General features: G+C 61.0%; 16 protein-coding genes. 5 read left to right on the top strand and 11 right to left on the bottom strand.

Annotated elements, in window-relative coordinates:
- Positions 1-177: 177 nt before the first annotated feature.
- The 7 genes from ABWL39_RS00165 to ABWL39_RS00135 all read right to left on the bottom strand — a co-directional run bounded on the left by ABWL39_RS00165 (position 178) and on the right by ABWL39_RS00135 (position 10,756).
- On the bottom strand, positions 178-459 hold the full coding sequence (locus ABWL39_RS00165) for a hypothetical protein (protein ID WP_367786076.1): 282 nt from the start codon (positions 457-459) through the stop codon (positions 178-180).
- 312 nt (positions 460-771) lie between these two features.
- Positions 772-2,187: an FAD-dependent oxidoreductase gene (locus ABWL39_RS00160; RefSeq protein ID WP_367786075.1), complete on the bottom strand. Its 1,416-nt coding sequence runs from the start codon at positions 2,185-2,187 to the stop codon at positions 772-774.
- A gap of 13 nt (positions 2,188-2,200) precedes the next feature.
- Positions 2,201-6,655, bottom strand: coding sequence for a glutamate synthase large subunit (gene gltB, locus ABWL39_RS00155; RefSeq protein ID WP_367786074.1), 4,455 nt, complete (start codon positions 6,653-6,655; stop codon positions 2,201-2,203).
- Positions 6,656-6,877: 222 nt separating this feature from the next.
- Entirely contained in the window at positions 6,878-7,777 is a 900-nt protein-coding gene (hemF, locus tag ABWL39_RS00150) for an oxygen-dependent coproporphyrinogen oxidase (RefSeq protein WP_367786073.1), read from the bottom strand.
- A gap of 57 nt (positions 7,778-7,834) precedes the next feature.
- Complete coding sequence (locus tag ABWL39_RS00145) at positions 7,835-8,764, bottom strand: hypothetical protein (RefSeq protein WP_367786072.1); 930 nt, start codon at positions 8,762-8,764, stop codon at positions 7,835-7,837.
- 5 nt (positions 8,765-8,769) lie between these two features.
- Positions 8,770-9,198 (bottom strand): DNA polymerase III subunit chi, encoded by a 429-nt coding sequence (locus ABWL39_RS00140; protein WP_367786071.1) that lies wholly within the window; start codon positions 9,196-9,198, stop codon positions 8,770-8,772.
- The gene (locus tag ABWL39_RS00135; RefSeq protein WP_367786070.1) at positions 9,185-10,756 is read right to left on the bottom strand and encodes a leucyl aminopeptidase; all 1,572 of its coding nucleotides are present in this window, start codon (positions 10,754-10,756) and stop codon (positions 9,185-9,187) included. The genes ABWL39_RS00140 and ABWL39_RS00135 overlap by 14 nt, the downstream gene beginning before the upstream one ends.
- A 137-nt stretch (positions 10,757-10,893) precedes the next feature.
- Between ABWL39_RS00135 and lptF the strand changes: the two genes are divergently transcribed.
- Together lptF and lptG are read left to right on the top strand one after the other, a co-directional pair.
- On the top strand, positions 10,894-11,973 hold the full coding sequence (gene lptF / locus ABWL39_RS00130; RefSeq protein WP_367786069.1) for an LPS export ABC transporter permease LptF: 1,080 nt from the start codon (positions 10,894-10,896) through the stop codon (positions 11,971-11,973).
- Positions 11,970-13,046, top strand: coding sequence for an LPS export ABC transporter permease LptG (gene lptG / locus ABWL39_RS00125; protein WP_367786068.1), 1,077 nt, complete (start codon positions 11,970-11,972; stop codon positions 13,044-13,046). The genes lptF and lptG overlap by 4 nt, the downstream gene beginning before the upstream one ends.
- Positions 13,047-13,052: 6 nt before the next feature.
- Here lptG and ABWL39_RS00120 read toward each other — a convergent pair whose 3' ends face one another.
- From ABWL39_RS00120 to ABWL39_RS00105, 4 genes are read right to left on the bottom strand one after another with little or no spacing between them, the layout of a single operon-like run.
- Entirely contained in the window at positions 13,053-13,592 is a 540-nt protein-coding gene (locus tag ABWL39_RS00120) for an RDD family protein (protein WP_367786899.1), read from the bottom strand.
- Positions 13,592-14,041, bottom strand: coding sequence for a DUF3106 domain-containing protein (locus ABWL39_RS00115; RefSeq protein ID WP_367786067.1), 450 nt, complete (start codon positions 14,039-14,041; stop codon positions 13,592-13,594). Before ABWL39_RS00115 ends, ABWL39_RS00120 begins: the two co-directional genes overlap by 1 nt.
- 1 nt (position 14,042) lies before the next feature.
- Positions 14,043-14,399: a DUF3619 family protein gene (locus ABWL39_RS00110; protein WP_367786065.1), complete on the bottom strand. Its 357-nt coding sequence runs from the start codon at positions 14,397-14,399 to the stop codon at positions 14,043-14,045.
- Between the two features lie 8 nt (positions 14,400-14,407).
- Entirely contained in the window at positions 14,408-14,977 is a 570-nt protein-coding gene (locus ABWL39_RS00105; protein ID WP_367786897.1) for an RNA polymerase sigma factor, read from the bottom strand.
- A 421-nt stretch (positions 14,978-15,398) separates the two neighbouring features.
- Between ABWL39_RS00105 and ilvB the strand changes: the two genes are divergently transcribed.
- The 3 genes from ilvB to ilvC all read left to right on the top strand — a co-directional run bounded on the left by ilvB (position 15,399) and on the right by ilvC (position 18,749).
- The gene (ilvB, locus tag ABWL39_RS00100) at positions 15,399-17,159 is read left to right on the top strand and encodes a biosynthetic-type acetolactate synthase large subunit (RefSeq protein WP_367786063.1); all 1,761 of its coding nucleotides are present in this window, start codon (positions 15,399-15,401) and stop codon (positions 17,157-17,159) included.
- 11 nt (positions 17,160-17,170) lie between these two features.
- Complete coding sequence (ilvN, locus tag ABWL39_RS00095; RefSeq protein ID WP_367786061.1) at positions 17,171-17,662, top strand: acetolactate synthase small subunit; 492 nt, start codon at positions 17,171-17,173, stop codon at positions 17,660-17,662.
- 70 nt (positions 17,663-17,732) lie between these two features.
- The gene (gene ilvC / locus ABWL39_RS00090; protein WP_367786060.1) at positions 17,733-18,749 is read left to right on the top strand and encodes a ketol-acid reductoisomerase; all 1,017 of its coding nucleotides are present in this window, start codon (positions 17,733-17,735) and stop codon (positions 18,747-18,749) included.
- Positions 18,750-18,842: the final 93 nt, after the last annotated feature.

Here is an 18,842-nt window from a genome sequence, read left to right as displayed (position 1 = left end):
GGAGGTAGCCCGTCATCATCGCAGTAGCACCCACGTTGAGCCGGCCTGTCATGGTGTCCGGGCAGGCGGACAGCGCCTGTTGTGTGTTGCGTACCGAGGCCAGAATCTGGTGGGCGTGCGCAGGAACTGGAGCCCGGCTGGCGGGTGAGTACCTAAGCCGTCACGGCAGGCAATACCTTAATTTGGCAGGCGTAAGGTCGCGCTTGCCGGCACGAGGCCAGCCATCGTCAGCGGGAGCGGTTGTGCGGCATGGACGCAGACCCCAGCCACGTCCGTCACCAGCCCGGCGCCGAGCGTTGCCTTCCACGACAGCGACAGGGTATGTCTGACAACGGCAGGTGCCGTCGCCGAGATTTGCATTGCTGGCGCAGGCATGCGATGCCGGGCGGCGCGTTCACGGCCAGCATGCCCGGCGGTCGGCACCGCGTCAGAGGGGCTGGCAGCTGCGCTTGCAGTCATGGAGTCATTGCGGGCATCGGTCATCGTCGTTCTCAGCAGAAACAGAAGGGGCCCAATACAGGTAATGGGAAAACGCAGTCACCCGATCAAGCCATCCATACGATTTAAAGCAAATGTCATACCCGAACGGCATTTTCTTTTTAAGCTTTAGCTTTCCCCATAAAAATCAGTCCCCTGGAAAAGCCCGGGGCAGAACGGATATGGAGCATCATATACGAGTGTAAAAATATATGACAAATGCACGTGCTTTGAAACAAAAACACCCCGGCGCGTCCGGGGTGTTTTTATTGACGCCAGAGTGAAGCCGGGTGCTTACCAGACCTTCATGTACTCGAGCATGCCTTCCGCGGCCTGACGGCCTTCGAATACCGCACGCACCACGAGATCCGCACCTCGCACCTGGTCGCCACCGGCAAAAACCTTCGGGTTGCTGGTCTGGTGCTTGTAGGCTTGGCGGGCCGGCGCTACCGTGCGGCCGCGCTCATCCACCTTGATGCCCTGTGCATCGAACCAGCTTTCGGCTTCAACCTGGAAACCGAATGCAACGATGACGTGATCACATTCGATCACCTCTTCGGAGCCCGGCACCACTTCCGGAGCACGGCGGCCCTTGGCATCCGGCGCACCGAGCTGGGTCGTCACAAGCTTGACACCGAGGCTGCCGTTGGCGAGCTTCAGCATCTCGACCGGCTGGCGATTCCACAGGAAGCTAACTCCTTCTTCCTTGGCATTGTCCACTTCGCGCTTGGAGCCCGGCATATTGGCTTCGTCGCGGCGGTAGGCACAAATCACGCTCTTGGCTTGCTGGCGGATCGAGGTGCGGTTGCAGTCCATCGCGGTATCGCCACCGCCGAGTACCACGACCCGCTTGCCTTCCATCGACACGAACGCCTCGCCTTCCGGCAGGGTGTTCATCTTGTTGCGTACGTTGTTGATGAGGAACGGCAGCGCTTCCAGCACACCCGGCAGGTCTTCGCCCGGGAAGCCGCCCTTCATGTACTTGTACGCCCCCATGCCCATGAATACGGCATCGTAGTCATTGAGCAATTCGTCGATGGTGACGTCGGTGCCGACATTGGTGCTCAGACGGAACTCGACACCCATTTCTTCCATGATGGAACGGCGGCGCTGGATGACTTCCTTCTCCAGCTTGAACTCCGGAATACCGAAGGTCAGCAGGCCGCCGATTTCCTCGTAGCGGTCGAACACGACGGGCTTCACGCCATTGCGGACCAGAATGTCGGCACACGCCAGACCGGCCGGGCCGGCACCGATCACGGCAACCTTCTTGTCGGTCCACACTACGCCGGACATATCCGGACGCCAGCCCTGCTTGTAAGCCTCATCGGTGATGTACTTCTCGATCGAGCCGATGGTCACCGCGCCGAAACCACCCTGGTTCAGCGTGCATGCGCCTTCGCACAAGCGATCCTGCGGGCACACACGGCCGCAGATCTCGGGCAGCGAGTTGGTCTTGTGGCTCAACTCGGCCGCCTCGAACAGCTTGCCCTCGTTGACGAGCTTGAGCCAGTTCGGGATGTAGTTGTGTACCGGGCACTCCCACTCGCAGTAGGGGTTGCCACAGGACAGGCAACGGCCGGCCTGCTCCTCGGCGTCGATCTTGACGAGCGGCCTGTAGATCTCGCGGAACTCGATCTTGCGCGCTTCCGCCGGCTTCTTGTCGCCGGGGTTGCGCTGGACAGTCATGAATTGAAATACGTCTGCCATGGGTCGTTACCTATTAATCCTTGAGCAAGCTATCGAGCTTTGCGGCCTTCGGCTTCACGAGCCAGAAGTACGGCATCTGTTCTTCGAAATGATCGAGCAGCCACTGGCCACGTTCCGAACCGGTGTTCTTGACATGCTCCTCGATCTTCTCGCGCAGGAAGGCACGGTACTGGCCGGTCGCTTCGTTGTTGATCAGATGGATGTCGATCAGCTCGTTGTTGTAGCGATAGGCGAAACGCTCGTTCGGGTCGTAGACGAAGCCGAAGCCACCGGTCATACCCGCACCGAAGTTCACGCCCGTCTCGCCGAGCACGATGACGCAGCCGCCGGTCATGTATTCGCAGCCGTGGTCACCCACGCCCTCGACAATCGCCAATGCCCCGGAGTTACGCACGGCGAAACGCTCGCCGGCCGTACCAGCGGCAAACAGCTTGCCGCCGGTTGCACCGTACAGGCAGGTATTGCCGATGATGGCCGCCTCATGCGCCTTGAAGCCAGAGCCCTTGGGCGGGCGCAGTGCGATCTGGCCGCCGTTCATGCCCTTGCCGACGTAGTCGTTGGCATCGCCTTCGACGCTGATGCTCAGACCCTTGGCATTCCAGACACCGAGCGATTGGCCGGCGGAACCCTTGAGGTTCAGCGTCAGACTATCTTCAGGCAGGCCGTCGGCGCCATGCAGCTTGGCGATGACGCCGGACAGGCGTGCACCGATCGAGCGGTTGACGTTGCGCACTTCGTATTCGAGCGTGATCGGTGTCTTGCTCTCGATCGCGTCGAGTGCGTCCTGCACCATCTGCTCGGCCAGCTCGCCCTTGTCGAAGGACGGGTTGCGGTCCTGCACGCAGAAGCGCGGCTCGCTCTCCGGGATGCGGCCTTCAGAGATCAGGGAACCGAGTTGCAGGCGCTTCTGGCGCTCGCTCTCACCTTCGAGCAGTTCGAGCAGATCGAAGCGGCCGATCAGCTCTTCCATCTTCGACACACCGAGCGCCGCCATCCATTCGCGGGTTTCCTGTGCGATGAACTGGAAGTAGTTCATCACCATCTCGGGCAGGCCGATGAAGTACTTGGTGCGCAGCTTGAGCTCCTGCGTTGCGATACCGGTCGCGCAGTTGTTCAGGTGGCAGATACGCAGATACTTACAGCCAAGCGCCACCATCGGGCCGGTGCCGAAGCCGAAGCTCTCGGCGCCGAGAATCGCGGCCTTGATCACGTCGAGGCCGGTCTTCAAACCACCATCCGTCTGCATCCGCACGCGGCCGCGCAGACCGTTGGCACGCAGCACCTGCTGTGCCTCGGTGAGGCCGAGCTCCCACGGCGTACCGGCATACTTCACCGACGAGAGCGGGCTCGCACCGGTGCCGCCGTCGTAACCGGAAATCGTGATCAGGTCGGCGTAGGCCTTGGCGACACCCGCCGCAATCGTGCCCACGCCGGGCTCGGCCACGAGCTTCACCGACACCAGCGCCTGCGGGTTGACCTGCTTCAAGTCGAAGATCAGCTGGGCCAAGTCTTCGATCGAATAGATATCGTGGTGAGGCGGCGGCGAAATCAGCGAAATGCCGGGCTTGGAGTGACGCAGCTTGGCAATGGTCGCACTGACCTTGTCGCCAGGCAGCTGACCACCTTCACCAGGCTTGGCACCTTGCGCCACCTTGATCTGCAGCACCTCGGCGTTGACCAGGTAGTGCGGCGTGACGCCGAAACGACCAGAGGCCACCTGCTTGATCTTGGACATCTTGATCGTGCCGTAGCGCGCCTGATCCTCACCGCCTTCACCGGAGTTGGAGCGTGCGCCCAAGCGGTTCATCGCCTCGGCTAGCGCCTCGTGAGCCTCGGGGCTCAAGGCGCCGAGCGACATGCCGGCGGAGTCGAAGCGCTTGACGATCTCGGTCACCGGCTCGACGTCATCGACCGAAATGCTGTCCGCCGCGTTGACCTTGACCTGGAACAGATCGCGGAACATCGCCACCGGGCGCTTGTTCACGAGGTCGGCGTAGCGCTTGTATTCCTTGTAGTCGCCATTCTGCACAGCCTTTTGCAGCTGCATCACGACGTCTGGATTGTAGGCGTGGTATTCCTCGCCGAACACATACTTGAGCAGACCGCCTTGCGAGATCGGGCGCATGGTGTTGAATGCGCTGCGGGCCAGCTTCTGCTGGTCCTCTTCGAAATCACTGAAGGTGCTGCCCGAGATGCGCGAGGTTGTACCCGGAAGGCACAGGTCGACCACGTCATCGTGTACACCGACGGCTTCGAACAGCTGGGCGCCACGGTAGCTGGCGATGGTGGAGATACCCATCTTCGACAGCACCTTGAGCAGGCCCTTGTTGATGCCCTTGCGGTAGTTGCTCATTGCCGTTGCCGGCGTGGCGTCGACGTCGCCAGTCGCGATCAGCTCGTAGATGGTCTGGTAGGCGAGGTACGGGTAGATCGCCGTTGCGCCATAGCCGATCAGGCAGGCGAACTGGTGCGGATCGCGCACCGTCGCGGTTTCGACCACGATATTGCAGTTGCAGCGCAGGCCGGCATTGATCAGTGCATGGTGCACGGCGCCGGTTGCGAACAGCGCGTGGATCGGCAGCTTGTCCTTGCCGATCTTCTTGTCGGACAACACGAGGATGACCGCGCCGCCATTGACAGCCTCGATCACCTGGCGGGTCAGCAGCTCGATCGCACCCTTGAGGTCGTATTCCTTCGGGTCGTAGCACAGATCGAAGAACGCCGCGCGGTAGTGCAGGTCACCAATCGAGGTGATGCGCACGAACTTCTCGAACGACAGCACGGGCGAGCGGACCTCGAGGCGTTTGGCGTGATCGGCAGTCTCTTCGAACACATTCTTCTCGGAGCCGAAGATGGTGTTCAGCGACATCACGATCGCTTCGCGGATCGGGTCGATCGGCGGGTTGGTCACCTGCGCGAACTGCTGGCGCAGGTAGTCGAACGGCGAGCGGACCTTCTGGCTCAACACGGCCATCGGCGTGTCGTCACCCATCGAGCCGACTGCCTCCTGGCCGTCATCGGCCAGCACGCGGATGATCTGGTCGCGCTCTTCGAACGAGACGTTGTACATCTTCTGGTACTGCAGCAGCGTGCCGCGATCCATCTCGGGCAGCGACGAATCCTCGTCGAGGCCCAGCTCGAGATAGCGTGCATGTTGCTTGACCCAGTCACGGTAGGGGTGCTCGGTCTTGAGAATGGTGTCGATGTCGTCGGGCAGCAGCAGCTTGCCAGTCGACAGGTCGGCGGCGACGATCTGACCAGGCTTGACGCGCCCCTTCCTGACCACATCCTCGGGCTTGTACGGCCATACGCCGACTTCGGAGGCGATGGTCAGGTGGCGATCTTTGGTGATCACGTAGCGCGCCGGACGCAGGCCGTTGCGGTCCAGCATACAGGCTGCATAGCGGCCATCGGTCAGCACGATGCCGGCGGGGCCGTCCCACGGCTCCATGTGCATGGAGTTGTATTCGTAGAAGGCCTTGAGGTCGTGATCGGTGGTATCGACGTTCTGCCAGGCAGGCGGCACCAGGAGGCGCAACGCGCGGAACAGCGAGATGCCGCCCATCAGCAGACCTTCGAGCATATTGTCGAGGCTCATCGAGTCGGAGCCGTCGGTCTGCACGATCGGGCGCACGTCGTCCATGTTCGGGATCAGCGGCGAGGACATGATCGCTTCGCGCGCCTTGGCCCAGTAGCGGTTGCCCTGAACGGTGTTGATCTCGCCATTGTGCGCAAGGAAGCGGAACGGCTGTGCCAGCTTCCACTGCGGCCAGGTATTGGTCGAGAAGCGCTGGTGGTACACCGCCAGGCTCGACTCGAAACGCGGGTCACGCAGATCGGGGAAGAACAGCGCCAGGTTGGCAGGCGTCACCAGCCCCTTGTAGGAGATGGTGTAAGGTGACAGCGTTGGTGTGTAGAAGGCCTTGTCGGCTTCCTTGTTGGCCTTTTCGGCGAGGCGACGGCCAATATAGAGCTTGCGCTGGAAAGTGGCGACGTCCATGCCTTGCGGGCAGTTGACGAATACCTGCTGGATCTCCGGCAGCGTTTCGAGTGCGTACTCGCCACAGGCCTCGATGTTGACCGGCACCTTGCGGAAGCCGGCAACGGTCAGCCCTTGCTGCTCGAGGAACATGCGCAGCTTGGAGCGCGACGCCGCGCCGACTTGCGGATCGGTGCTATGGAACACCAGACCCGCCGCGTATTCCTTGGCGAGCTGAATGCCGGACTCGTTGGCCACGGCACGAAGGAAACCATCAGGCTTGCGGAACAACAAACCACAACCATCACCCGACTTGCCGTCAGCCGCAACCGCGCCGCGGTGCGTCAGGCATGCCAGCGAGTTCATCGCGGTCTCTACCAGCCAGTGACTGGGCTTGTCATCCATATTGGCGATCAAGCCAAAACCGCAACTATCCTGCTCAAAGTGCGGGCGATACAGCGTACCGTCTAACCAACTCTGTCTTTGCATTGCCGACTCTGCGTAAAATCAAGAGAAAAGGCTTTGATTTTATATGCAAAATTCAGTCATATCAACAGGATTTGTGCGACGCACTATGAAACAAAAGCCAACACAAACACCAGAAACACTAATTTTATTGCGCAAATCACGAGCAACGCATTGGCTTTGTTGCGGGTTTTTATTACAAAATCGCGACAGAATTTTTTAAAAACCCGTCAAAAAACAAACACTTCAAACCCAATCCCTGGCAATCAGGAATTTCCTGTACAGCCCATCCTCTGCCGACCCCGCCTCCGGCTGCCACTGGTATCGCCATTTGACGATCGGCGGCATCGACAACAAGATCGACTCCGTGCGCCCCCCCGATTGCAAACCGAATAGTGTGCCACGGTCGAACACCAGATTGAATTCGACGTAGCGCCCGCGACGATAGGCCTGAAAATCGCGTTCGCGTTCGCCATAGGCCAGCACCCGGCGTGCTTCGACGATCGGCAGATACGCCTTCAGGAAGTGGTCGCCCACGCTGCGCATCAGGCCAAAGCAGTGCCCGAAGCCCCCCTCGCTCAGATCGTCGAAAAAGATGCCACCGATCCCGCGCGGCTCCTGCCGGTGCTTGAGATAGAAATAGTCATCGCACCAACGCTTGTAGCGAGCATGGCAGTCGTCACCGAACGGCGCCAGCGCCGCACGGCAAGTCTGGTGAAAATGCCGGGCATCATCCTCGAAACCGTAATACGGCGTCAGGTCCATGCCGCCACCAAACCACCAGACGGGTTCGGCGCCATCCTGGCTGGCGATGAAAAAGCGCACGTTCATGTGCACGGTGGGAACATAGGGGTTGCGCGGGTGCAGCACCAGCGACACGCCCATTGCCTCCCAGCTACGGCCCGCCAGCTCAGGGCGGTGAGCACTTGCTGATGGCGGCAGGGTGGCGCCCCGCACATGGGAAAACAGCACGCCGGCCCGCTCGAAAACCGCACCATCCTCGATCAGGCGGGAGACACCCCCGCCACCTTCCACCCGCACCCATTCGTCCCGCAGGAAAGGGGCTCCCTCGATCTGCTCGAGGGCGGCCACGATCGACGCCTGGAGCGCCAGAAGATAGTCTTTGACCTGCGACACTTGGTCCATGGGGCATCACTCTAGAAGTGCCGGCCACGCCAGGCCGGCAACGGAAGAAAAAATCAATTAGTGGCGTTCGCGCTGGGCGATTTGTTCGGCGACGATCTGCTCGATCGTGCCGCGTAGATCCTGCTTGATGTCAGCCATGACGACACGCAGCGCATCGTCCAAGGTTTCTTTATACAGCGCGGCGAGCTTGATTGCGAACCGCTGACGCACCAGCGCTTCGACACGAGCCTCCAGCGTATCTTCGACGTCGAGCCAGATGGCGGCTGCCAGCGACTGTGCCTCACCTTCCAGCGAGGCGGTGGACTTGGGCTCGGCGACGATCTCGCCCCCGGCGCCCTCATCGAAGGCAGGCAGCGACACATCCAGCGGCATCAACCCCATGGCGTCGTATGGCACGCCGTACAGGTCAGCTGCGGCCTCGCCGGACACGGCAGGCGCTTCGATCGCAGCCAGCTCGATGGAGGTCATCGCTGCGGTCCCCTCGGCTGGCGCATCCGGTACCATGATAGGCGGGGATGCCTCTTGCACCACCTCGAGCAGTACGGGGATGTCGTCCACGAGTTCATCAACATGAATCTCGATGGCGCCACCCGCCACATCCATGAGCTCAACCACGGGGGAACGCTCGACTGGCAAGTCGAACTCGAGCACGATCTCGTCCGCAGCCTCACCGAGCAAGCCGGCCAGCGGGTCCGCATGGGGGACGGCAAAGGCGGTGACATCGGCCAGCGAATCGGGCAGCGCCTCCTCCAGCACCGGGATGTCGGCATCCTGGTCGACCTCGGGAAAGGCCGCCGCGGCAGTGTATTCAGGGGCCAGATCCTGCAGGACGGGAATATCGTCATCCTGCTCCACCACCACCTCGGTCAGTACCGGGATATCGGCATCACCGTCGCCAGCCAGCGGATGCGTGCGATGCCGGGAGAGCAATGCGTCGACGCGGTCAAATACGCCTGGTTCATCCGGTTTGTTGGGCTGGTCTGACATGACAGCTATCCGCCAAGGTGGCTCAAGTTATGGGATTGCACAGCATAGCCGCTGTCGCGGTAGTGGCGAAAACGGTTGCGGGCTGCGGCAGCGACGGTCGGGTCCGTGTCCACCACCTCGATCAATCGTTCAAAGCGGGCAAAGAACGGCGGCGGCTCCGCCTGCAGGTTGATCAGCACATCGAGATGCGGAAATTGCTTGATCTCATGATCGATGATGACCGGTGTCTCGCCAGCCAGTGCCGAGGCACTGCGGCAATGCGGGACGAAACTGAGCTGGGCGTAGGTCCACAGCCGTTCGTCCAACTCGGCCGTCTGGCCAGGGCCGGCGGTGAACACCACCACCTTCTGCCCCAGGCCATAGGCCTTGGCGACCAGCTGGCAGACGATGCCCAGCCGGTCGTTCACATGCGTATAAAAATCAATCCTCGTCATGCTGGGCGCTCTCGCCATCAGCCTCGGTCACGCGCTTGGGGCGGCCACGCATCGGCACCTTGCCTTCGAGCTGATCGGCACGACCGATCAGGAAGCGCGACAGCAAGGGCACCGGGCGGCCGGTGGCCCCCTTCTCCTTGCCGGATTTCCAGGCCGTGCCGGCGATATCGAGGTGAGCCCACTCATATGCCTTGGCGTAACGGGACAGGAAGCAGGCAGCAGTAATCGATCCGGCCGGGCGGCCGCCGATATTGGCCATGTCGGCGAAATTGCTCTTGAGCTGATCCTGATATTCGTCCCACAACGGCATGTGCCAAGCCTTGTCGCAGGCATCCTCGCCGGCGGAGCTGAGCTCGCGCGCCAGGCCATCATGATTGGCATAGAGGCCGGTGGCGACATGGCCAAGCGCAATGATGCAGGCGCCGGTCAAGGTGGCGACGTCGACGACGGTATCGGGCTCGAAGCGCTCGACATAGGTCAGCGCGTCGCACAGGATCAAGCGGCCTTCGGCATCAGTATTAAGGATTTCAATGGTCTGCCCCGACATCGAGGTGACGATGTCGCCCGGCTTGCTGGCATTGCCTGCCGGCATATTCTCGCAGGTGGGGACGACGGCATATACATTGAGCGGCAGCTTCATCTGCGCGGCAGACTGGATCGTGCCAAGCACGGTCGCAGCGCCACACATATCGTATTTCATCTCGTCCATGCCCTCGCCCGGCTTCAGCGAGATGCCGCCCGAATCGAAGGTGATCCCCTTGCCGACCAGCACAATGGGCTTCACCTTCTTGTCGGCCCCGTGATAGCGCAACACGATCAGCTTGGGCGGCTGAATACTACCCTTGGCAACGGACAGCAAGGAGCCCATGCCGAGCGCCTCCATGTCATTGGCCTCGAGCACCTCGAGTTCGAGGGAAAACCTGCCGGCAATCTCCTTGGCCGTTTCCGCCAGATAGGTCGGCGTACACACGTTGCCGGGCAGATTGCCCAGGTCCTTGGCCAGATCCATGCCTTCGGCGATCGCCTGGCCGCGGCGCAAGGCATCCTCGCCGATGGACAGCTCGCTGCGGCGCGAGACAGACAGCGTCAGCTTGCGCAACTGGCGGCGAGCGTCATCCTGCTTGCTCTTGAACCGGTCGAAGCGATACAGGCACTCGTACACCACCTGGGTTGCATGCTCGATGCGCCAGGCGATCTCACGCTTGCGCACGGGCACCTCAGTCAGATAGAACACCGCCTCCGGCGCGCCGGTCTCCATCAAGGCCTTGACCGCGGAGCGAATGGCGGTGTGGTATTCCGCATCCTTGAATTCGCGCTCACGCCCAAGGCCGACCAGCAACACGCGATCGCACAGGGTATGCGGCACGTTGTGCAAGAGCAGCGTGGAGCCAAGCTTGCCCTCGAGATCCCCGCGCCGCAGGATGTCGCTGATATAACCGTTGGAGATGCGATCGAGCAAATCCGCAGCCAAAGTCAGCTTGCGAGAATCAAAAATCCCGACCACGACGCATGCCGTGCGCTGCTTTTCCGGACTACCGCTTTTTATGCTAAATTCCACCGCTCGCTCCTCTAGAATATCAGTAGCGCTATCTGCTTACCCTGCCCGCTCTTCCTGTCGCCCGAATTCTACGTTTTGACGGAAATGGGCACTAAAACCAAATTATCCAGAATTCCGGCTGGAAATGTCAAAAAAGCATGATTTTTAAGCGAAGCTACCAACGCGAGCTGGCCGTACTGACTCTTGCGGTCTTTCTCGTGCTCATGGCCATCATCTCGACGACGCTCATCGTGCGCCTCCTGGGCCAGGCGGCGACCGGCCGGCTGGCGACCGATGCGGTGCTGATCACACTGGGTTTTGCCACCCTGCGCTACCTGCCGATACTGCTCTCGCTTTCGATGTTCATTGCCACCCTGATGGCACTGACCCGTGCCCATCGCGATCACGAGATGGAGGTCTGGCAGAGCTCCGGGCTCAGCGTGACGGACTGGATACGCCCCACGCTGGGCTTCGCCGCCCCCATCCTGGTGCTGGTGACCATACTGAGCTTCGGCCTCTCGCCATGGGCAGTCAGGAAGAGTGAGGACTATCGCCAGAAGCTCATGTCGCGCGACGAAACCGCGGCCATCGCCCCCGGCGTCTTCAAAGAATCCAAACAGGCAGACCGCGTGTTCTTCATCGAGAACTACAGCGGGGAACATGGGTCGGCCACCAATATTTTCGTGCAGTCCGAGAAAAACAACAAAACCCGGATAGTCAGCGCCAACCACGGATATTTGAACTCGGACAAGGACGGCAATCGCCAGCTCGTACTCCTGAACGGACGTCAGTACGAGGGCGAATCGGGCAGCCTGATCTATCGTATCGTCGAATTTGATCGCTACACCGTGGCCATCCCCCCCAAGGATGGCGGCATGACCACCACCCCCGTGCAGGGCATGACGACACCCGAGCTGTTACGCAACATGAACAACGACAAGCATGCAGAGCTGGCCTGGCGCCTCGCGGCACCAATCGGCGCGATCCTGATGCTGACCCTGGCCATCCCCTTGAGCTTCGTCAAACCACGGGCCGGCCGGTCACTCAACCTAGTGCTGGCCATCCTGATCTACATGGTTTACAGCAATTCGCTCTCCGTGGCCCAGGCCTGGATCGCCCAAGGCAAGCTGCACCCGGTCATCGGCCTGTGGCCCGTACACCTGACCATGCTGGCACTGGTGCTGATCCTGCTCAGCGCCCGCTCCGGCAGTTTCCGGCAATGGAGGAAGCGCGCATGAACACGCTCTCCCGCTACCTGTCGTCCGAGGTCGTCAAGGGCACCTTGCTGGTGTTTGCGGTGCTATTGGGCCTGTTTGCCTTTTTCGACGTCATCAATCAGCTGGATGACGTCGGCAAGGGCAACTACCGCATGCACTACGTCTTCATGTTCGTGGGCCTGAGCATCCCGGCCCATATCTACGAGCTGTTTCCCGTCGCTGCACTGATCGGCTCGCTGTTCTCGCTGTCGCAGCTGTCCGCCAATTCGGAATATGCGGTCATGCGCGCCAGCGGGCTATCGAACACCCGCATCGTCACCTATCTGCTGCCGGCCGGCCTGTTGTTCGCGCTGCTGACTTTCGCCTTTGGTGAGTACATCGCACCACCAGCCGAACGCGCAGCCAACCAGCTGCGTCTGCAGGCGACCAACTCGGTGGTTGCGCAGGAATTCCGCTCCGGCCTGTGGGTCAAGGATGACCGGCACTTCATCAACGTTCGCCAAGTGTTGCCGGACAACACTCTGCGCGATCTGCGCGTGTATTCGTTCGATGAGCGCTACAATCTGACCGGCATCACACGAGCCACCCATGGCAAACATCTGCGCGACGGGCTATGGCAGCTGAGCGGCATCACCGAAACACGGCTGTTCGCCAGCCAGCAAGTCAGCGTCGTCACACGTAGCGAGATGCAATGGCAATCGGTACTGACGCCCAGCGTGCTGTCGATACTGCTGGTCGTGCCCGAGCACATGCCGGTCGGCGATCTGTGGAGCTATATCGAGCACCTGAAGGACAACAAGCAGAAGACGTCGCGCTACGAGATCGCACTATGGAGCAAGCTGCTCTATCCCTTCGTGGCCGTCTGCATGATGTTCCTGGCCCTACCGTTCTCGCAGACCCAGCGCCGCAGCGGCAACGTTGGCCTAAAGCTGTTCATCGGCATCATGCTTGGCCTGACTTTCCACTTCGTCAACAGCCTGTTCAGGCACCTGGGCCTGCTCTACGAATGGAACCCGCTGTTCTCGGCCGCCTTGCCGTCAAGTATCGTGATTCTCCTGGGCATCATCATGCTGTGGCAGCAAGAACGCCGCTAGAACGGCTCAGCGCTTGGCGCCGCACGGGGGAAGCAAGGCCGTCCGGGTGGCCGTCAGCCGGTCATACAGGAAGCGACGATCGTCATCGAGCCAGGCCCAGGCCAGCACAACAAGCAAAAATACACAGCTGGCCGCAAAGTAGGGTAATACCGAGGGCTGGTGGCGATACCAGGCCCCGGTCAACACCGGCCCGCCAAAACACAGGGCAAGCAGGCATAGTCTGGTGGCCGCCTGGCGCCAGTCAAGCGGGCGATCCCCCTCCATGACCAGTCGCAGACGCCAGGCGCGCATTGCCAGAGTCTGGCCACCGCGCGTCCAGCTGCGGACAAAGTAGCCGGCCACGGCACCGAGCACCAACATCCAGATCAGCCGCCAGAACCACGGGCCCTGCACCACAGCAGTCAGACCCGCGCGCTGGGCCAGCGGCAACAGAGCCATCGGCAGCAACAGCCCCACCACGAACACCAGCGCGAACAGAATCACAAATTCGTAGAGCATACAAAGCAAACGCCGCCAGGGGCTGGCGGCGGGCAAGGCAGAGTGCATCATTTATCCTGAGGAGGTTGCGCAGGCACAGCGGGCGGCTCGGCAGGCAAAGGCGCGTGCCTTGGTGTTACCGTCTTTGATGCGCCGGGGCGCACCGTCGACTGCTTGATACGCTGCTTGACCTGCTGCCGCTTGTCATGCGGCAGGTCGTGCAACTGTTTGTAGTTCTTGCGCGCCAGCTTGCGCTGCTCTGGCGTCAGCGTCGCCCATTCGCGCAGGCGCGACTGGATGCGCTGCTGCTCGACCGGCGTCATCGTGGGATAGCGCTTGGCCACCTGCAGCAAGCGGCGGCGCTTGATATCGGGATAGGAGTTCCACTCCTTTTCGATGGGCGCGAGAACCTGTTGCTGCTGTGGTGTCAGCTGCGCCCAGGCCGGCATTGCCGGCTCGGCGGCATGCAGCAACCCGGCCAGCAGCAATCCAGCCGCGAGTACGATCACTCTCAACATACTACCGCTCAATCCACTGTTCGAAGCGGTTGTCCACATAGGCCTGCAACGGCAAGTCGTCTGCGAGCAGCACGGCGTCGATATCGTCGTCCGGCTGATCAAGGTTATACCAATAGAGGCCACCGGCCAGCCCCAACAACAGCACCAGGCCCGAGGTGAACACCGACAGGCTGCTCGGATGCCAGTCATGGCGCTCGAGCCAGCCATCGACCAGCGACAAGCCCGTGACGCGCCGCGCCACGGCATGCGGATAGCGCGCCAGCGCCGCCTGCCGAGCCTGCCCGAGGCGCGCCGCCAGCCGCGCATCCAACGCCGGCAGGCCTGCATCAAGCTGCCGCTTGATTTTTGTGGTATCCAATCCTTGTCTCATAATTCAACCCCCTTACTGCGCAACCAATCCGCCATGGCATGGGTGGCGCGCGAGCAGTGCGTCTTCACGCTTCCCTCGGAACACCCCATCGCCTGCGCCGTTTGCGACACATCCATCTCTTCCCAATAACGCAGCAGGAATGCCTCCCGTTGACGTGCAGGAAGTCTGTGCAAACCCTCCTCCACTACCGCTAGGACACGCTCGCGATTCAACTGTTCCTCGGGCGCGGCAAACGCCATCGAGGAGGATTCCGCCTCCAGCACCTCGAGCGGATCGCGCTCGTCCTGATCGTCGTCCTTGCTGGTGAACGCCGACAGCAGCGTCGTCCACATCGAGCGAACCTTCTGCCGCCGAAAATAGTCGCGGATCTGGTTTTGCAGAATGCGCTGGAACAACAGCGGCAACTCGGCCAGCGGCTTGTCTGAATATTTTTCGGCGAGCTTGAGCATCGCGTCCTGCACGATATCGAGTGCGGTGTCCTCATCCTGGACCGCGAACATGGCGTACTTGAAAGCACGCCTGTCGACATCGGCCAGAAATTTCGACAGTTCCTGATAGGTAGCCAGAACCCGGCCCTCTTGGCGATAGCGGGAGCCGACGAATGTTGCAGGCCCACTTTGGTTGATGAATTGCGCGGGGCGAATGCTAGCAAATCTCGCCGCCGAATCCCATAGCGATCAGCGGTTTGCCCCGCTGGTGCAATGCACCAAGGGGGTTGACCAGCCCCGCCCGCTTCGGGTAACGTTGACCCTCCCTTACCGGGTTCCCCGCGTCGCTTGCACGATTGGCACACAAAGCTGGTTGCGAGCGGCCAAAAGGCAGAACCGTGTTCTGACCTAGCGCGCACCTCCGAGAGGTTCGCACAACCACAGACAGCAAAGTTGACCACCAGCGACTGCGCCTGTTCCTGTCCCCAAGGCAAGCACCCTTCGGGACCGAAAACCCTTTCATATGAACAAACTTTCGGTTAACGAAAAAAGGACAGACATGGAACTCACAGGCGCGGAAATCGTCGTGCGTTGTCTGCAGGAAGAGGGCGTTGAATACGTCTTCGGCTATCCTGGCGGCGCGGTTCTCGAAATTTACGATGCAATCTTCAAGCAAGAGGCATTCAAGCACGTTCTGGTGCGCCACGAGCAGGCCGCGGTTCATGCCGCCGATGCCTACTCGCGCTCCAGCGACAAGGTCGGCGTTGCCCTGGTGACCTCGGGTCCGGGCGCAACCAATGCTATTACCGGCATCGCCACCGCTTACATGGATTCCATCCCGCTGGTCGTGATCTCCGGCCAGGTGCCGACGGCCGCGATCGGCCTCGATGCCTTCCAGGAAGTCGACATGGTCGGCTGCACACGCCCCTGCGTGAAGCACAACATCCTGGTCAAGGACATCAACGATCTCGCATCGGCCTTCAAGAAGGCGTTCTACATCGCCACCACCGGCCGTCCCGGCCCGGTCGTGATCGACGTCCCCAAGGACGTGACGCTCAAGAAGACCGAATTCAGCTACCCGTCAAGCGTATCGATGCGCTCCTATACGCCGATCGGTAAGGGACACCCGGGCCAGATCAAGAAGGCCGTGAACCTGCTGCTCGAAGCCAAGCGCCCGCTGGTGTACGTCGGCGGCGGCGCCGTGCTGGCCAATGCCTCCGAGCAGGTCAAGGAGCTGGTGCAGAGCCTCGGTGTGCCGTGTACCAACACGCTGATGGGCCTCGGCGCCTACCCGGGCACCGACAAGCAGAACCTCGGCATGCTCGGCATGCATGGCACTTATGAGTCCAACCTGGCCATGCAGTACTGCGATGTGCTGATCGCTATCGGCGCACGTTTCGACGACCGCGTGATCTCGGTGCCGAGCCATTTCCTCAGCTCGCCGAAGAAGATCGTTCACATCGACATCGACCCGAGCTCGATCGCCAAGCGCGTGAAAGTGGACATCCCCATCGTCGGCAACGTCAAGGACGTGCTCGACGAGATGCTCAGCATCCTGCGCCAGTCGCCTGAACGGCTCGATGCCAAGGCACTCGACGCGTGGTGGAAGCAGATCAACGAGTGGCGTGAGCCGAACTCGATGTTCTTCCAGAACTCGGACGTCGTCATCAAGCCGCAGTACGTGGTACAGAAGCTGCACGAACTGACCGGCGGCGATGCCATCGTCACCTCGGACGTCGGCCAGCACCAGATGTGGGCGGCGCAGTATTACAAGTTCGATCGCCCGCGCCAGTGGATCAATTCGGGCGGCCTCGGCACCATGGGTGTCGGCCTGCCGTACGCGATGGGCGCGCAGCTCGCCAACCCCGATGCGACCGTATGCTGCATCACCGGTGAAGCGTCGATCCAGATGAACATCCAGGAGCTCTCGACCGCCAAGCAGTACCATACGCCGGTCAAGATCATCAACCTGAACAACCGCTACCTGGGCATGGTTCGCCAGTGGCAGGAGTTCTTCTACGGCAACCGCTACTCCGAATCCTATATGGATGCCCTGCCCGACTTTGTGAAGCTGGCCGAGGCCTATGGCCACGTCGGCATGCGCATCGAGAAGCCGTCCGACGTCGAGGGCGCGCTCAGGGAGGCGCTGGCGCTGAAGGAACGCCTGGTGTTCATGGACTTCCTGACCGATCAGTCCGAAAACGTATTCCCGATGGTGCAAAACGGCAAGGGCCTGAACCAGATGGACCTGCCGGCCCACATGCGCAATCTGCAGCAAGTGGCCACCAGCAAAGAACGCGACTACGGCAACCTGAGCTAAGGGACGGACCCATGCGACACATTCTCTCCATTCTGATCGAGAACGAAGCTGGCGCGCTGTCCCGCGTAGCTGGCCTGTTTTCGGCACGCGCCTACAATATCGAATCGTTGAGCGTTGCGCCGACCGAAGATGCCACACTATCACGGATGACCATCGTGACCTCCGGCTCCGATGATGTCATCGAGCAGATCACCAAGCAGCTCAACAAGCTGATCGAAGTCGTCAAGGTGATCGACCTCAACGAATCGGATCACATCGAGCGCGAGCTGATGCTGATCAAGGTACGCGCGACCGGCAAGGACCGCGAGGAAATGAAGCGGATGGCGGACATCTTCCGCGGCCGCATCATCGACGTGACGGAAAAGACCTACACGATCGAGCTGACCGGCCCGGGTGAGAAGCTCAACGCCTTCATCGAGGCACTGGACCGCACCGCGATCCTCGAAACCGTGCGTACCGGTGCTTCCGGCATCGGCCGCGGCGAACGCATTCTGAAGATTTAAATTGAACAGGTGCGCTTGCGCACCGGCAACCGAGGCGGGGTCACCCGCCCGACCACCGAAAGGATTGAAGATGAAAGTTTATTACGACAAGGACGCCGACCTCTCCCTGATCAAGGGCAAGAAGGTCACCATCGTTGGCTACGGTTCGCAAGGCCACGCCCACGCACAAAACCTGACCGACTCCGGCGTCGACGTTACCGTCGGCCTGCGCAAGGGTGGTGCTTCGTGGGGCAAGGTTGAAGCCGCCGGCATCAAGGTTGCTGAAGTCAACGAAGCGGTCAAGGGCGCCGATCTCGTGATGATCCTGCTGCCGGACGAGAACATCCCCGAGGTCTACAAGAACAACGTCGAACCCAACATCAAGCAAGGCGCGACGCTGGCCTTCGCTCACGGCTTCAACGTGCACTACAACCAGGTCGTGCCGCGCGCCGACCTCGATGTGATCATGGTTGCGCCGAAGGGCCCAGGCCACACCGTCCGTTCCGAATACAAGCGTGGCGGCGGTGTTCCTTCGCTGATCGCGGTTTACCAGGACAAGTCCGGCAAGGCACGCGACATCGCCCTGTCCTATGCGGCGGCCAACGGCGGCACCAAGGGCGGCGTGATCGAGACCAACTTCCGTGAAGAAACCGAAACCGATCTGTTCGGCGAACAGGCCGTTCTGTGCGGTGGCGCGGTCGAGCTGGTGAAGATGGGCTTCGAAACCCTGACCGAAGCCGGCTACGCGCCGGAAATGGCTTACTTCGAGTGCTTGCACGAGCTGAAGCTGATCGTCGACCTGATGTACGAAGGCGGCATCGCCAACATGAACTACTCGATCTCGAACAACGCCGAATACGGCGAGTACGTGACCGGCACAGAAGTCATCAACGAGCAGTCGCGTGCCGCGATGCGCAATGCGCTGAAGCGCATCCAGACTGGCGAATACGCCAAAATGTTCATCCAGGAAGGCAAGACCAACTATCCTTCGATGACAGCGCGCCGCCGTCTGAACGCTGTTCACCCGATCGAAGTCGTCGGCGAACAGCTGCGCGACATGATGCCGTGGATCAAGGCAAACAAGCTGGTCGATCAAAGCAAGAACTGATCGCCGCTGCGATCCCCAGCAAAACGGCCGCTACATGCGGCCGTTTTTATTTTTACTCTTGTCGTCCGTGTATTATGATTGGTTAATATTCCA

The sequence above is a fragment of the Chitinivorax sp. PXF-14 genome (genome assembly GCF_040812015.1).
Lineage (GTDB): Bacteria > Pseudomonadota > Gammaproteobacteria > Burkholderiales > SCOH01 > JBFNXJ01.
The sequence above is the reverse complement of the archived record's forward strand: the minus strand, read 5'-3'. Positions and strand labels throughout refer to the sequence as shown.

What these genes read in the sequence shown, in the direction of transcription:
- ABWL39_RS00165 (WP_367786076.1), bottom strand. Translation starts at nt 459, where the DNA reads ATGACTGCAAGCGCAGCTGCCAGCCCCTCTGACGCGGTGCCGACCGCC.
- ABWL39_RS00160 (WP_367786075.1), bottom strand. Translation starts at nt 2,187, where the DNA reads ATGGCAGACGTATTTCAATTCATGACTGTCCAGCGCAACCCCGGCGAC.
- gltB (WP_367786074.1), bottom strand. Translation starts at nt 6,655, where the DNA reads ATGCAAAGACAGAGTTGGTTAGACGGTACGCTGTATCGCCCGCACTTT.
- hemF (WP_367786073.1), bottom strand. Translation starts at nt 7,777, where the DNA reads ATGGACCAAGTGTCGCAGGTCAAAGACTATCTTCTGGCGCTCCAGGCG.
- ABWL39_RS00145 (WP_367786072.1), bottom strand. Translation starts at nt 8,764, where the DNA reads ATGTCAGACCAGCCCAACAAACCGGATGAACCAGGCGTATTTGACCGC.
- ABWL39_RS00140 (WP_367786071.1), bottom strand. Translation starts at nt 9,198, where the DNA reads ATGACGAGGATTGATTTTTATACGCATGTGAACGACCGGCTGGGCATC.
- lptF (WP_367786069.1), top strand. Translation starts at nt 10,894, where the DNA reads ATGATTTTTAAGCGAAGCTACCAACGCGAGCTGGCCGTACTGACTCTT.
- lptG (WP_367786068.1), top strand. Translation starts at nt 11,970, where the DNA reads ATGAACACGCTCTCCCGCTACCTGTCGTCCGAGGTCGTCAAGGGCACC.
- ABWL39_RS00120 (WP_367786899.1), bottom strand. Translation starts at nt 13,592, where the DNA reads ATGCACTCTGCCTTGCCCGCCGCCAGCCCCTGGCGGCGTTTGCTTTGT.
- ABWL39_RS00115 (WP_367786067.1), bottom strand. Translation starts at nt 14,041, where the DNA reads ATGTTGAGAGTGATCGTACTCGCGGCTGGATTGCTGCTGGCCGGGTTG.
- ilvB (WP_367786063.1), top strand. Translation starts at nt 15,399, where the DNA reads ATGGAACTCACAGGCGCGGAAATCGTCGTGCGTTGTCTGCAGGAAGAG.
- ilvN (WP_367786061.1), top strand. Translation starts at nt 17,171, where the DNA reads ATGCGACACATTCTCTCCATTCTGATCGAGAACGAAGCTGGCGCGCTG.
- ilvC (WP_367786060.1), top strand. Translation starts at nt 17,733, where the DNA reads ATGAAAGTTTATTACGACAAGGACGCCGACCTCTCCCTGATCAAGGGC.